Source organism: Sphingobium rhizovicinum, assembly GCF_042647625.1.
Taxonomy (GTDB): Bacteria; Pseudomonadota; Alphaproteobacteria; order Sphingomonadales; family Sphingomonadaceae; genus Sphingobium; species Sphingobium rhizovicinum.
Genome location: NZ_JBHRVU010000004.1, coordinates 1403357 through 1417598 on the forward strand (window position 1 = coordinate 1403357; position 14242 = coordinate 1417598).

Sequence of the window (14242 nt, forward strand, 5' to 3'; positions counted from 1 at the left end):
ACGTTACAAATGTGACCCTACGCGAGCGACCCGCATTAACGTGTGCGTTGCACAAATCAATGCTTTTCTGCGCCGGTGAAACGACGGAATCACGCGACGGGATGTTGTCTACAATAAAAGTTCAGTTAACGCCTAATGTTTCCGGGGCGTTGGCGGCAAGGTTCAGCGTCACTGCCCAGGCGGCGACATTCTGGCGCAACTGGGCCGGATCGATCTTGTCCAGCGTATCGTCGGGCGTGTGGTGGATGTCGAAATAGCGGGTACCATCCTGTTGCAGGTCGATCACCGGAACACCAGCTTCCACAAGCGGTCCGATGTCCGAACCGCCATGCGCCTTGTCGCGGCTGGGCACGATGCCGAGCGGGGCCAGCGCCGCGCCGATCCGCCCGCCCAGCGCCTCCTGCCCGGCGGGCAGCGTGAAATCGACCCGCCACACCTTGTCTGCGCCAAAATCCGATTCCATCACCAATGCATGGGCTTCCTTGCCATGCGCAGCGAAATAGGCGCGTCCGCCATCGCCGCCGACTTCCTCCGCACCTGCGAAGAGAACACGGATGGTGCGACGCGGGGTGCCGGCTTTCGCGACCTGAAGCGCGGCGGCGGCCACGATGCCGCAGCCCGAAGCATCGTCGATCGCGCCGGTGCCCTGATCCCAGCTGTCGAGGTGGCAGGCGGCGACGATGACCCCTGCCTTGGGGTCGCTGCCTGGGATTTCGGCGATGACGTTGCCCGATGGCTGATCCTTCAGCGTCTTTGACACGGCGGTCAGATGCACCCGCACCGGCTTGCCGCGCGCAGCCACGCGGGCGAGTTGCTCCGCATCGGGAACGCTCAGCGCCACGGCCGGTATGGGCGTCACGCCATCGGCCCACATCTGCACGCCGGTATGGGCGATGCGATGATGATCGGTGCCGATCGACTTCACCAATATGCCGATCGCGCCTTTCCTGGCGGCGATGCTGGGGCCTTGCCGGCGCGCGGCGCCATAATAGCCATAGCCAGAACCATCCTGCGCAGCGACCATGTCATGGCTGACAAAGACGATCTTGCCCTTCACGCTGGCGTCGGGCGCGGCCTGAAGGTCGGCGATGGTCGGGAAATAGACGATCTCCCCTTCAATGCCGGCCTCCGGCGTCGACCCACTGTTGCCGAGCGCGGCGACGACCAGCTTCTGCGGGAAAGGCGCGACGATGCTCACTTCATCCCGCACCCGCAGCCAGACCGGCATGCTGTATGGTTCCGCGCGAACATTGGAAAAGCCCAGCGTCTTGAGTTTGGCGACCGACCAGTCGCGGGCGTGCGCTTCCAGTGGCGTGCCGGCCGGGCGCGGTCCCACTTCGGTCGTCAGGCCTTCGGTGATGTCCCACGCGACATCATCCTTCAACGCCGCCTCGCGAATCGCGGTGTCGCTGGCGGATGCCGCCTGGGCGATTGCGGGGGATAGGATGCTGCCAAGAAGCAGGGCGGCCAGCGTGCCCGATCGGATTTTCTGCATGGGTGAAGGCGTAGCGAGCGATCACCCATTTGCCAATGGCTTCCGCCTCGGCTAACTCCGCCCCGATTTCTCAACGTCTGATTTTTCGGAGCTGCGCGAACCCATGTCCGCTTCCTCGCAATATGCCTATGTCATGAAGAGCATGACGAAGAGCTTCCCCGGTGCGGCGAAGCCTGTGCTCAACCAGATCAACCTGCAATTCTACCGCGGTGCCAAGATCGGCATCGTCGGTCCGAACGGCGCGGGTAAGTCGACCTTGATGAAGATCATGGCCGGCATCGACACCGATTATAGCGGTGAAGCGTGGCCGGGTGAAAATATCACCGTCGGCTATCTGCCGCAGGAGCCGCAACTCGACCCGACCAAGACGGTTCTGGAAAACGTCAAGGACGGCGCCCGCGAGATGGCGGACAAGCTGGATCGCTTCAACGAAATCAGCATGATCATGGCCGATCCGCCGGAAGACGTCGATTTTGACGCGCTGATGGAGGAAATGGGCACGTTGCAGGAGCAGATCGACGCCGCCGATGGCTGGACCCTCGACAATCAGCTGGAAATTGCGATGGAAGCGCTGCGCTGTCCGCCGTCCGACTGGGGCGTCGAGAGCCTGTCGGGCGGTGAAAAGCGCCGCATCGCGCTGACTCGTCTGCTGATCCAGAAGCCCGACATTCTGCTGCTCGACGAACCGACCAACCACCTCGACGCCGAAAGCGTGACCTGGCTGGAAAATCATTTGAAGGAATATGCGGGCGCGGTGCTGATGATCACCCACGACCGCTATTTCCTCGACAATGTCGTCGGCTGGATTCTGGAACTCGATCGCGGGAAATATTTCCCCTACGAAGGCAACTACTCCACCTATCTGGAGAAGAAGGCCAAGCGTCTGGAACAGGAAGACCGCGAAGCCACCGGCCGCCAGAAGGCGATCAACGACGAACTGGAATGGATCAGGCAGGGGCCAAAGGGCCGCCAGGCCAAGTCGAAGGCGCGTATCGCCAAGTTCGAACAGTTGGTCGCATCCCAGGAAAATCGCGCGCCCGGCAAGGCGCAGATCGTCATTCAGGTGCCCGAACGTCTGGGCGGCAAGGTGATCGAGGCCAAGGGCATTTCCAAGGCGTTCGGCGACAAGCTGCTGTTCGAAGACCTGTCCTTCATGCTGCCGCCGGGCGGCATCGTGGGCGTCATCGGTCCGAACGGTGCGGGTAAATCGACGCTGTTCAAGCTGATCACGGGGCAGGAAAAGCCGGACTCGGGCGAGATCGACATTGGTTCGACCGTGCGTCTGGGCTTTGTCGATCAGAGCCGCGACCATCTCGATTCCTCGAAGAATGTCTGGGAAGAAGTGTCGGACGGCCTCGACTATGTGAAGGTCAACGGTCACGACATGTCGACCCGCGCCTATGTCGGCGCCTTCAACTTCAAGGGGCAGGACCAGCAGAAGAATGTCGGCAAGCTGTCGGGTGGTGAGCGCAACCGCGTCCATATCGCCAAGATGCTGAAGCGCGGCGGCAACGTGCTGCTGCTCGACGAACCGACCAACGACCTTGACGTTGAAACGCTGGCCGCGCTGGAAGAAGCGATCGAAAATTTTGCCGGTTGCGCCGTGGTCATCAGCCACGACCGTTTCTTCCTCGATCGTCTGGCCACCCACATATTGGCCTTCGAAGGCGACAGCCATGTCGAATGGTTTGAAGGCAATTTCGAGGCTTATGAAGAAGATAAGCGCCGCCGCCTGGGTGACGCGGCCGATCGCCCGACTCGCCTTGCCTATAAGAAGCTGACGCGCTGACCTCTGTCAGGCCGACCCCGATTGCAATTTTTGCAATCGGGGTCGGCTGTTTCGCACTTGCGATGGTGGCGCTAACATTTCATAGAGAGCGGGCCTTTCAGGCATCCTCTCCTAAAAACTTTCAGGCCGGTCCCTTTGGATCGGTCTTTTTTTTGGTCGGTCCAATCTGGTTATGATGCGATCGGGCAGGCGGCCGGTGGCGGGCCCAATGCCGCATTTTTCAGGAAATCATGATCCGTCAACGCGGCCAGGAAGGCGAGCAGCGCCGCCATGTCGACATCCACCAGTTGCGCGGCGGCATGACGTCGAATCGCCGCTTCCATGGTGGAGCTCTGGCCATCATGCAGCCAGGGGCCGGTGACGGCGACATTGCGCAATGACGGGGTGCGAAACCGTTCTGGCGGCGGCTCGAAACCGGGTGGAGGCGGTTTGCCGCCATATAGGCTGCCATCCGCTTCGCCGGGCGCGCCCGTCCCGACATAATGGACCTGTCCGTCGGTGAAATCGGGACCGTTGTGACACGATGCGCAGCCGGCTGCCGCAAATTGCTGCGCGCCTTTGCGCGCAAGGCTGGACAGCGTTCCCCGATCGTGCGGGCTGCCAAAAGAGATCATCGTGCGCTGGAATGCGCCCAGCGCCGCCGTCACCGTGGCATAGGTCGCGCCTTCCCTCGATTCGGGAAAGGCCTGGCGGAACAGGCGGCGATAGCAGGGGTCGGCCTCCAGCCGGGCGCCAAGTTGGGCATCATCGCCCGCCATCCCCATTTCGACGGGTCTGGTTCCGGTCATCGGCACCATGGCCTGCACCTCCAGCGTACTGAGGCCGGCATCGGTCCACGTCAGGCTGGTGCGCCAGGCGACATTGGCAAGGCCCGGCACGTTGCGCACGCCCATCTCTCCCGTCACGCCTGCATGGGTGGTCATGCCGTCGCTGAAGCCATGAGCCTGAACATGGCAGTCGGCGCACGCCATGCTGCCGTTGCGTGAAAGAGCGCGATCGTAGAAGAGCCGCCGGCCCAGAGCCACTTTGGCTGCGGTCATTCCGGCCCCCGCTGGCATGGACGGCGCGGACACACCAGGGGGCAGGGTGGGCCAGCGCCAGTCCGGTCGGGCGGCGCCAACCACTGATGTCAGCAGCAGGGCGCCCAGCATCGCTATCGTTGAACCGCGCATCATATCTCCACCCCGTCGACGGATGAAGGCTGCCCAATTCGCAGGCGGACGTCAAAGCCTAGGTGGCTGGGCTTAGAAGTCGTAGGTCAGGGTCAGGCGGCTGAGCGTGTCGAAATCCCGGGCCGACAATAATGTCTCGGATTCATACTGGACATTGTAGGACAGGGCGGCAGACCAGCGCGTGCTGACCTTGGTTTCGACCGACGTCAGCGAATTGAGCGTATAGACCTCGCTTTCGGCATAGCCGGCGGCGGTCTGCTTGACGGTCAAAGTCGGGGTCACGCGCCAGGTCATGGCCATCGATCCACGAACGCCCAGCTTGGTTTCCCGATCGCCGATGACATATTTGGCATGGCGGATGGACGGTCCGATGTCCGCCGAAAGGTCCAGCGGCTTGGATACGATCAGCTTGTAACCCACGCCGATCGATCCGGTGTAGCGTTCATCATAACCGATCGACGTGTCGCGTTCGAACTGGCCGAGACCATAGGCAAAGCCGCGCGCATCAAATTCGTAACGGGGCTCATAGCTGCCGAAATAGCGCTCGCGCGATGTAACGCCGTTGGCCCGGCGATAATCGGCGCTGGCTGTCAGCTTGTGCGTCCACTGGATGCCATTACGAGTCGCGGTGGCAGCGGCGCTGATGCCGATTTCGCTGGTGGAGCCGGTTGAGCGAAAGCCGCCGGCCTCAATACGGCCGGTCCACAATTCGGTGAAACGGGCTTCGCGAATCACCGTGTCATGGGTTGCCTTGGTCCGCTCCTTCCAACTGTTGACCATGCGCTGGATTTCATCGGCTGAAGCTGGATTGGTCTGCTTGGCGATCTTGGCGACGGTCGCAATGTCGGTTTCATTGCCGTTGGCGATCGCGGCCTCCATCATTTCCCGGACCGCCGGCGGCAACAGCACGCCATCGGCCGCATGGGCCGGAAGGGGCAGGGCGAACATCAGCAGCGAAATTGGGATCAGGCGGGCGCGCATGTGCCCGTCATACCGAGATGACCAGGAATTTTAACCCCCTACGATTGCGTGCGCTCAGATAAGCGCCCGGAACTCCTGCAATATGTCGCGATACAGCTTGCGCTTGAACGGCACGATCAGGTCCGGCAGCATATCCGGCTCAGCCCATTTCCATTCCCGAAACTCCGGGTGCTCGGTCTGGATATCGATATCGTTATCCTGCCCGATGAAACGGGCCAGGAACCAAAATTGGCGCTGGCCGCGATATTTCCCGCCCCACAGCTTCCCGATCAATTCGGGCGGCAGGTCGTAAAAATGCTCGTCCTTTGCCTTGGCGATGATTTCCACATGTTCACGGCCAATGCCCGTTTCCTCGCGCAATTCGCGCAGAGCGGCGGTTTTGGCGTCCTCGCCCTCGTCAATGCCGCCTTGCGGCATCTGCCATGCTTCCACGACATTATCGAGGCGCTGGCCGACGAACACCTTGCCATCCATGTTCACGAGCATGATTCCGACGCAAGGCCGGTATGCCAATTCCTGTTCGTTCGGCATCGAAGCCATTGTGTCCCCATCATAAGATCCCGGCGACCATCACCCCTCTGGTCGATCCTCGGCGCTGGAAGCCGGTGCGAAAAGGAGAATAGGCAGGGCGACGCGTCCCGTCCATCGGACGAATCGCCAAGAATGTGTTTTGCGATGAGATGAAGCGGGGCATGAGCGCAATATGCCCCTAGGGCCGCTTGGAACCGCGATCGGCAGCGCGCATTGGCGCATCATGTCCGATCCGCTCATCCTCTGGTTCCGTCAGGACCTTCGCCTTTCCGATCAGGCTGCGGTCGCCGCCGCAGCGGCCCAAGGGCCGGTCATACCCGTCTATGTGCTGGACGACGCGGCGCCCCGCCAATGGAAAATGGGTGGGGCTTCGCGCTGGTGGCTGCATCACAGTCTAGTTTCGCTAGATAATAGTCTGAAAGCAAAGGGATCAAGGCTGATTTTGCGACGGGGAGACAGCGCGGACGTGCTGTCGGCGCTCGCCCGCGAGACTGGCGCGACGCGGATACATGCCCTGCATCATTATGAGCCATGGTGGCGCAATGTCGAGAAGGCGGTTGGAAAGCGCCTGGAGCTATGCCTGCATGATGGGGGATTGCTGTTGCCGCCCGGCGCGGTGCGGACCGGCACGGGGGGGCCTTATCGCATCTATACGCCCTTCGCCCGCGCTTTGATGGAGCATATGCCGCCTACGCCGCCGTATCCGACACCGCATGCCATCGGAGCGCCCGATCATTGGCCCGCCAGCGATCGGCTGGAGGATTGGCACTTGTTGCCGACGCAGCCTGATTGGGCGAAGGGCTTCTCTAGCGACTGGACGCCGGGAGAGGCGGGCGCGCGGCATAATGTCGCCAATTTCATCGATGAAGTGGGCGACTATCCGGAAGCACGCAATCTGCCTTCGATCGAGGGCACATCCCGCCTGTCGCCTCATCTGCATTTTGGCGAACTGTCGCCCGCTTATGTGTGGCACCGCGTCGCATCTTCAGGGCAGGATGCAACAATATTCCATAAAGAATTGATATGGCGTGATTATGCCTATCTACAGGCCTGTGAATTTCCTGCCTATGGATCGGCCAATGCACGGGCGGCGTTTGACGCGCTGCCCTGGCGCGATCTCCGCACGGCCGGCGCCGATTTTGCGGCGTGGAAGACGGGGCGCACCGGCTATCCCATCGTTGACGCCGGGATGCGCCAGCTTTGGGGCACTGGCTGGATGCATAATCGCGTGCGCATGATTGCCGCCAGTTTCCTCATCAAGCATCTGTTGATCGACTGGCGGCATGGCGCCCGCTGGTTCTGGGATACGCTGGTCGATGCCGATTACGCCAATAACAGTGTCAACTGGCAGTGGGTGGCGGGCAGTGGGGTCGACGCCAATCTCTTCACCCGCATCATGGCGCCGCTCAGCCAGTCGGAAAAATTCGATGCTGCCGGCTATATTCGCGAATGGGTGCCCGAACTGGCGAACCTGCCCGACGCGTTAATTCATGATCCCGATGCGCATGACGCTCGCCCACGCGCCTATCCCGCTAAGATCGTCGGCCATCGCGAAGGGCGGGAACGGGCGCTGGCCGCCTATCGCCACATCAAGGGATGATTGCGGCGACGTTCACCTTGTTGCAGGATTGCCAGCATGAACGCCATCGATCTCCGGCGCAGCCCGCGAAAGGGCCGATCCGCAACGCCCGTCAGGCAACCGTCGAGCGATGGGCCGCCTGGGCGGTGGTCGCGCTGGCTGGCGCCGATTTTCCATCGGATGCTCGATCGGATCGACCTTGGGCTGGATCAGGGCATGCTGGAGGCCAGTTTGCCGGATGGCACATGCCGGCTGCTCGGCGGCCGCACCGATGGGCCGGGGTGCGTGGTGACAGTCCATGACTGGCGGGCGCTGATCCATCTCGCCAGCGGCGGATCGGCAGGCTGGTATCGCGCCTGGGCGGCCGGTCTGTGGTCCAGTCCCGATCCGGTGCCGCTCTTCGCCCTGTTCATGCGCAATGCCGTGTCGCTGGGGCGAGTGGCACGTCCTCGCGGTCCAGCGCGCTGGATCGGGCGCCTGGCCCATTGGGCGCGGCGCAACAGCCGGGCGGGATCGCGCGACAACATCGCCTATCACTATGATCTGGGGAATGATTTTTACAGCCTTTGGCTGGATCAAAATATGCATTATTCCAGTGCCTTATTTCTTGATCCTGACAGTCGGATCGAAAGTCTGGAACTGGGGCAGCGACGCAAGGCCGACGCTATTGTGGACCGGCTGGCTTTGCAGGATGGCGACAGGCTGCTGGAAATTGGCTGTGGCTGGGGCGGACTGGCCGAACAGGCGATGGAGCGGACGGCGATCCGCTATACGGGGCTGACCCTGTCGACCGAACAGGCCGATTATGCCCGCGACCGGCTGGGGTCAGGGGCGCAGATACTGCTCACCGACTATCGCGACGCGCAGGGCCACTATGACGCCATCGTCAGCGTGGAGATGGTGGAGGCCGTGGGGCGGCGTTACTGGCCGGCTTATCTGGAGGCGATCCATCGCCTTCTCAGGCCAGGCGGCAGGGCGGCGATCCAGTATATCCTGATCGACGACGCCCTGTTTGACGCTTATGCGCGCGGCGCGGATTTCATCCAGACCTATATTTTCCCGGGCGGCATGCTCATATCCGAAAGCCGCTTTCGCGCGCTGGCTGAGGCGCAGGGACTGGAATGGCGCGATGGGCGTCGCTTTGGTCTTCATTATGCAGAGACATTGCGCCGCTGGCGCGAACGCTTCGATCGGGCGATCGACAATGGCCAGTTGCCCGCCAGTTTCGACCAGCATTTCGTGGCCTTGTGGCGTTATTATCTGATGTATTGCGAGGGCGGGTTTCGTGGCGGCGGGATCGACGTGGCGCAGGTGACGCTCGCAAAACCCGGCTGACGCCTATCCTTCAACCCGTATTCTGTGGCCGGTCGGCGTGTCGCCAATCACCAGGTTCAGGATTGCCTGCGCGACGACTTCAGGCCCTTTCAGGCTTGCCGGATCTTCACCGGGGAAAGCGCGCGCGCGCATAGCGGTGCGGGTGGCGCCCGGATCGACGATATGGGTGCGGATGGCGGAGATATTCTTCACTTCTTCGCCATAGGCGCCGACCAGCGTTTCCAGCGCCGCCTTGGACGCGCCATAGGCGCCCCAATAGGCGCGCGGGCTGGCGACCGAGGAGCTAAGCGCCACGATCCGGGCGTCGCTGCTGGCGCGCAGCATTCCGTCAAAGGCGGCGATCAACGCCTGTGGGGCGCCGACATTGAGCGCCAGCACGCGGGCAAATTCCTTGCCGTCGATCGCCTGTACCGCAGCCAGCGATCCCAGCGTGGCGGCGTTGAGCACCAATATGTCGAGCGCCGGCCAGCGGCCGCCAATTGCCTGCGCCAGTCGGCCGATGCTGTCGCCGTCGGTCAGGTCGAGCGGCGCGATGGTGGCATGGCCCCCGGCCTGATGGATGCGTTCCTCCACCTCCTCCAGCCCGCCGCTGGTGCGCGCGGTCAGGACGACATGAGCGCCCGTCGCCGCCAGCGCCTGCGCGGTCGCTGCGCCGATGCCGCGGCTGGCGCCCGTGACGATCGCGAGTTTGCCGGAAAGGGGGAGGTCGGACATCCATGCTCCGTTCGCCCGCTTGTCGGGCCTGTTTTGGGGAGGGAAGGGCCAGGATCAGCCCTGCGGGACATGGACCATAGGACCGGGCCGCCATTGCGGCAAATCCGGTATGATCCATAGGGTAAGGGCGGCCGCAGCGGGCCGCCCTTTCATGATCAGCCGACGCGTTCGGCCAGCAATTCCAGCTGGTTGGTCACCACCACATCATCCTGATCGGTCAGTCTGGTGGGATAGTCGCCGGTGAAGCAGGCATCGCAATATTGCGGCTGGCTATCGGCGCGCTTGGCTTCGCCCAGCGCCTTGTACAGGCCGTCGATCGAAATGAAGGCCAGACTGTCGGCATGGATGAAATCCTGCATCCCGCCCACGTCCAGCTTGTGCGCCAGCAACTTGGTGCGCTCTGGCGTGTCGACGCCATAGAAGCAGCTATGCTTGGTCGGCGGACTGGCGATGCGCATATGCACTTCGGCCGCGCCTGCTTCGCGCATCATCTGCACGATCTTGAGGCTGGTGGTTCCGCGCACGATCGAATCGTCGATCAGCACGATCCGCTTGCCTTCGATCAGGGCGCGGTTGGCGTTGTGCTTCAGCTTCACGCCGAGATGGCGAACCTTGTCGCCCGGCTGAATGAAGGTCCGGCCGATATAGTGGGACCGGATGATGCCCAGTTCGAACGGGATGCCCGATTCCTGCGCATAGCCGATCGCTGCCGGCACGCCGCTGTCAGGCACCGGGATCACATAATCGGCATCGACCGGATTTTCGATCGCCAGTTGCGCGCCGATCGCCTTGCGGACCGAATAGACGCTGGAATTGTCGATGATCGAATCGGGCCGGCTGAAATAGACATGCTCGAAGATGCAGGGGCGGGCATGGGTTTCGCCGAACGGGCGGTGCGACCGGATTTCGCCGTCATTGGTGACGATCACCAGTTCGCCCGGATCGATCGAACGGACATAGTCGGCGCCGACAACGTCGAACGCCACGGTTTCCGAAGCGAAGATGGTCGCGTCGCCCAGCTTGCCCATGACGAGCGGACGGATGCCCAGCGGATCGCGGCAGGCGATCATGCCTTCGGGCGTCATCACGATCAGCGAATAGGCGCCCTCGATCTGCTTTAAAGCGTCAATGAACTTGTCGAGCAGCGTCCGGTAGCTGGACGTCGCGACCAGATGAATGATGACTTCTGTGTCGGACGTCGACTGGAAGATGGAGCCGCGGCGAATCAGTTCGCGGCGCACCTTCATCGCGTTGGAGATATTGCCATTATGGGCAACGGCGAAACCGCCCGAGTTCAGCTCTGCATAGAGCGGCTGGACATTGCGCAGCGATGTTTCGCCGGTGGTGGAATAGCGGACATGGCCGCATGCGCTCATGCCCGGCAGACCGCGAATCACTTCGTCGCGGTCGAAATTGCCGGCCACATGGCCCATCGCCCGGTGGGTATGGAAATCATGCCCGTCCCAGCTGGTGATGCCTGCCGCTTCCTGTCCGCGATGTTGCAGTGCATGAAGGCCGAGCGCGACGATGGCCGACGCCGTTTCCCCGCGGGAAACGCCGAAAATGCCACATTCCTCGCGCAACTTGTCGTCGTCGAAGGGGTTGGTCGTAAACATGGGTGCGAACCGGTTCCGTTGCCGTTCTCTGGCGCGCCCCGATGGGCCGCCTTTCCGCGCGCATATAGTCGGTTAGGGTCGCTTTGTCGCCTCCCTGTCACAAAAAAGCCGGTGGATGGGCGGAAACCATGGGTTTCCGCCCTTTTCCCGATGGCGATCAGGGCAGAAGGCGCCAGCCGATCAGCCCGCCGGTTGCCACCAGCATAGGTGTGACCCATGGCCCCCTGATCCGCCAGGCGGCCGCGAGTGCGAGCAGGAAGGTCGAGGCGGCGATGGCCAAATGGTCGACCTTTGCGCTGGTCGCCTGCGCCAGATCCACGAATGTCGCGGCGATGATGCCAATGACCGCCGCCGCCACGCCTGCCAGAGCATGATGCAATGCGGGGTTTTCGACCACCGCCTCCAGCCGTTCGAAGAAGATCAGTGAAAAGGCGAAGGCCGGCAGGAACATGCCGGCGGTGATCGCCAGCGCGCCGGCCGGGCCGCCGGCGACATAGCCGACGAAGGTCGCGAAGATGACGAGCGGGGCGGGAAGGACGCCGGCCAGCGCAATGCCGTCCAGAAAGGCCGCATCGCTGATCCAGCCGCGTGTCACCGTATCGCCCCGTACATAGGGAATGGCGGTATAGGCGCCGCCAAATGTCAGCAGCCCGCCTTTCAGGCCGGCGATGAACAACATCGCCAGGGGCGCCGGCGCCGCCGCAGTTGCGGTCGATGCAACCGGCGCAGAGGACGCCAGTATGTGCGCCGCGCCGGTCGCTGCGGCCGTCAGGGCTAGCATGATCGCCATGGCCAGCCACGGACGATCCGCCAGCATATGAGCGAGGGCTGCGGCGGCGAGCGGCACCCAGAAGGGCGCCCCCATCAACGTCGCGGACAGGCTGACGATGGCAATGCCGGCCAGCAGCCGGGTTTCGACGATATGCTGGCCGATTCGCGTGACGGCCCGCAGGATGATCGCCAGCACGACAATCTGTATCCCCAGCAACAGGCCGCTGAAATGGACGTTGCCCGCGATCCAGCCGGTGTAGAGCCAGCCAGCGATCAGCATCAGCACAAAGCCCGGCAACATAAAGCCCAGCCCGGCCAGCAGGCCGCCGATGCGGCCACGCGCGATCATGCCCATATGCACGCATAGTTCATGGGCTTCGGGGCCGGGCAGTATCTGCAATATGGCGAGCAGTCGATTGAACCGCTTCGGGTCTATCCAGCCTTCTTCCTCGACCAGCGCATGCCGCAACATGGCGATCTGGGCTACCGGCCCCCCAAAGGCGAGTGCGCCGAACCGCAGGAATTTGAGGAACAATCCGATCTGGCTGATCTGTACCGGGCTGTTTGGCATCAGGCGAACGGACCTGGCGGATTCGGCAGTGGTTTCAGTCATGGCAACGCCCCTTTGCGCCGCAAATTGCAGCGAATGGAGCGGACTTGGGCGGGCACCGCCTGACCGGGCGTCCGCATCTGCCCGGCATATGAGGCTATCGATCAGTCCAAAGTCGATTGTCAAGCGACGGTGCAGCGTCTGGCTATCGGCAAAATGCCCTACTGGCGCAGCGCATCGCGCATCGCTACACACGCAGCCCTGATGCACCGTTTCGCCAATCCCGCCCGCTTCCTGAAGATCGCGCGTCCGCTGACCGGCTGGCTGTTCTGGCCGGGGCTGGCGCTGATTCTGATCGGGAGCGCCTGCGGCCTGTTCGTCACCCCGGCCGATTATCTTCAGGGGGAGACGGTCCGTATCCTTTATATCCATGTGCCGGCGGCCTGGCTGGGCATGGGGGGCTGGACCGGCATTGCCGTCGCCGCGCTGATGCAACTGGTCTGGCGTCATCCGCTTGCCGCCATTGCGGGCAGGGCGATTGCGGCGCCCGGCGCACTATTCACCGCCATCTGCCTGATGACGGGATCGATATGGGGGCGGCCGACCTGGGGAACATGGTGGGAATGGGATGGGCGCATGACCTCCATGCTGGTCCTGCTGTTCCTGTATCTGGGCTATATTGCGCTGGCCAACGCCAGTGCGCGCGACGGGCAGGCCAAGACTCCGGGCGGGGTGAGCAACGTCACCGCCATTTTCGGGCTGGTCGGTGCGGTCAACATTCCGATCATCAACCGTTCGGTCGTCTGGTGGAACAGCCTGCATCAGGGGCCGAGCATCACGCTGCGCGGCTCCAGCATCGACGGCTCTTTGCTCTGGCCGCTGGGGCTGACCCTGCTGGGTTTTTCGCTGTGGTTCGGGGCGATCGTGTTGATGCGGATGCGGGCGATATTGGCGCAGAACAAGGTTGAGGCGCGCATGCAGCGCCTTGCCCGCGGATAGGGCGAAGAGGGTAGCATGAATCAATGGGCTTTCGTGATCGCCGCCTATGCGGTGACGGCCATTGGGACTGGGCTTGTCAGCATCCTGGGCTGGCGGGCGATGCGCAGCGCTGAACGCGCCGCCGAAAAATTGTCGGATCGGTCATGAAAGCAAAGCATCAACGTCTGTTTCTGGCGCTGGCCGCGCTGGTGGCGATCATCGGCGCTGGTTTGCTTGCGGTGTCGGCGCTCAAGGATGAGGCGGCCTATTTTTACGCGCCCAATGATGTGAAGACCAAGGGCGTTGAGCCGGGCAAGGCGATCAGGCTTGGCGGCATGGTGGTCAAGGGCAGTCTGAAGCGCGCAGCCGACGGAGTCACCATCCGGTTCGATGTGACCGATGGCAAGGCGACCGTACCCGCCACCTTCAGCGGCATCGCGCCCGACCTGTTCAAGGAAGGCAGCGGCGTCGTGGCGGAAGGGGCGTTTGACGGCAAGGGCACATTCGTCGCCACCAATCTGCTCGCCAAGCATGACGAACGCTACATGCCCCGAGAATTGGAAGGCATGACTTATAATGAGAGCACGCATGAGATGAAGGCGGAGCGGTGATTCATATTCTCCACTTCCGTCATCCCAACGAAGGCTGGGATCTCATTTCGTCGTCGGTGCGGTGGCAAAGAAAGAGCGATGCCGGCCTTTGCTGGCATGATGGAAATGAGGATGGGGTGA

General features: G+C 62.6%; 13 protein-coding genes. 6 read left to right on the plus strand and 7 right to left on the minus strand.

What is annotated here, in order from left to right:
- Window positions 1-121: 121 nt before the first annotated feature.
- On the minus strand, window positions 122-1495 hold the full coding sequence (locus tag ACFOKF_RS08200; protein ID WP_380794834.1) for a M20/M25/M40 family metallo-hydrolase: 1374 nt from the start codon (window positions 1493-1495) through the stop codon (window positions 122-124).
- 103 nt (window positions 1496-1598) lie between these two features.
- On the opposite strand from ACFOKF_RS08200, the gene ettA reads away from it, so the two are divergent.
- Window positions 1599-3284 (plus strand): energy-dependent translational throttle protein EttA, encoded by a 1686-nt coding sequence (gene ettA / locus ACFOKF_RS08205; RefSeq protein WP_380794836.1) that lies wholly within the window; start codon window positions 1599-1601, stop codon window positions 3282-3284.
- Between the two features lie 170 nt (window positions 3285-3454).
- Here ettA and ACFOKF_RS08210 read toward each other — a convergent pair whose 3' ends face one another.
- The 3 genes from ACFOKF_RS08210 to ACFOKF_RS08220 all read right to left on the minus strand — a co-directional run bounded on the left by ACFOKF_RS08210 (window position 3455) and on the right by ACFOKF_RS08220 (window position 5977).
- Entirely contained in the window at window positions 3455-4459 is a 1005-nt protein-coding gene (locus ACFOKF_RS08210; protein WP_380794839.1) for a cytochrome-c peroxidase, read from the minus strand.
- A gap of 69 nt (window positions 4460-4528) precedes the next feature.
- On the minus strand, window positions 4529-5437 hold the full coding sequence (locus ACFOKF_RS08215) for a DUF481 domain-containing protein (protein ID WP_380794841.1): 909 nt from the start codon (window positions 5435-5437) through the stop codon (window positions 4529-4531).
- Between the two features lie 54 nt (window positions 5438-5491).
- Window positions 5492-5977 (minus strand): RNA pyrophosphohydrolase, encoded by a 486-nt coding sequence (locus ACFOKF_RS08220; protein ID WP_380794843.1) that lies wholly within the window; start codon window positions 5975-5977, stop codon window positions 5492-5494.
- Window positions 5978-6191: 214 nt separating this feature from the next.
- Here ACFOKF_RS08220 and ACFOKF_RS08225 point away from each other — a divergent pair, with 214 nt between their 5' ends.
- Together ACFOKF_RS08225 and ACFOKF_RS08230 are read left to right on the plus strand one after the other, a co-directional pair.
- Window positions 6192-7568, plus strand: a complete 1377-nt coding sequence (locus ACFOKF_RS08225; RefSeq protein ID WP_380797716.1) for a cryptochrome/photolyase family protein — start codon at window positions 6192-6194, stop codon at window positions 7566-7568.
- A 36-nt stretch (window positions 7569-7604) separates the two neighbouring features.
- Window positions 7605-8882, plus strand: a complete 1278-nt coding sequence (locus ACFOKF_RS08230) for a class I SAM-dependent methyltransferase (protein WP_380794846.1) — start codon at window positions 7605-7607, stop codon at window positions 8880-8882.
- Between the two features lie 3 nt (window positions 8883-8885).
- On the opposite strand, the gene ACFOKF_RS08235 is transcribed toward ACFOKF_RS08230, so the two are convergent.
- The 3 genes from ACFOKF_RS08235 to chrA all read right to left on the minus strand — a co-directional run bounded on the left by ACFOKF_RS08235 (window position 8886) and on the right by chrA (window position 12596).
- The gene (locus tag ACFOKF_RS08235) at window positions 8886-9596 is read right to left on the minus strand and encodes an SDR family NAD(P)-dependent oxidoreductase (RefSeq protein ID WP_380794848.1); all 711 of its coding nucleotides are present in this window, start codon (window positions 9594-9596) and stop codon (window positions 8886-8888) included.
- Between the two features lie 155 nt (window positions 9597-9751).
- A complete protein-coding gene (purF, locus tag ACFOKF_RS08240) occupies window positions 9752-11212 on the minus strand; it encodes an amidophosphoribosyltransferase (protein ID WP_380794851.1) in 1461 nt (486 codons plus the stop codon).
- Between the two features lie 157 nt (window positions 11213-11369).
- Window positions 11370-12596 (minus strand): chromate efflux transporter, encoded by a 1227-nt coding sequence (gene chrA, locus ACFOKF_RS08245; protein WP_380794854.1) that lies wholly within the window; start codon window positions 12594-12596, stop codon window positions 11370-11372.
- A gap of 201 nt (window positions 12597-12797) precedes the next feature.
- Here chrA and ccmC point away from each other — a divergent pair, with 201 nt between their 5' ends.
- From ccmC to ccmE, 3 genes are read left to right on the plus strand one after another with little or no spacing between them, the layout of a single operon-like run.
- Complete coding sequence (gene ccmC, locus ACFOKF_RS08250) at window positions 12798-13532, plus strand: heme ABC transporter permease CcmC (protein ID WP_380797717.1); 735 nt, start codon at window positions 12798-12800, stop codon at window positions 13530-13532.
- Between the two features lie 15 nt (window positions 13533-13547).
- Window positions 13548-13679, plus strand: a complete 132-nt coding sequence (locus ACFOKF_RS08255; protein ID WP_380794856.1) for a hypothetical protein — start codon at window positions 13548-13550, stop codon at window positions 13677-13679.
- Window positions 13676-14122, plus strand: coding sequence for a cytochrome c maturation protein CcmE (ccmE, locus tag ACFOKF_RS08260; protein WP_380794859.1), 447 nt, complete (start codon window positions 13676-13678; stop codon window positions 14120-14122). The genes ACFOKF_RS08255 and ccmE overlap by 4 nt, the downstream gene beginning before the upstream one ends.
- The last annotated feature ends 120 nt before the right edge of the window (window positions 14123-14242 follow it).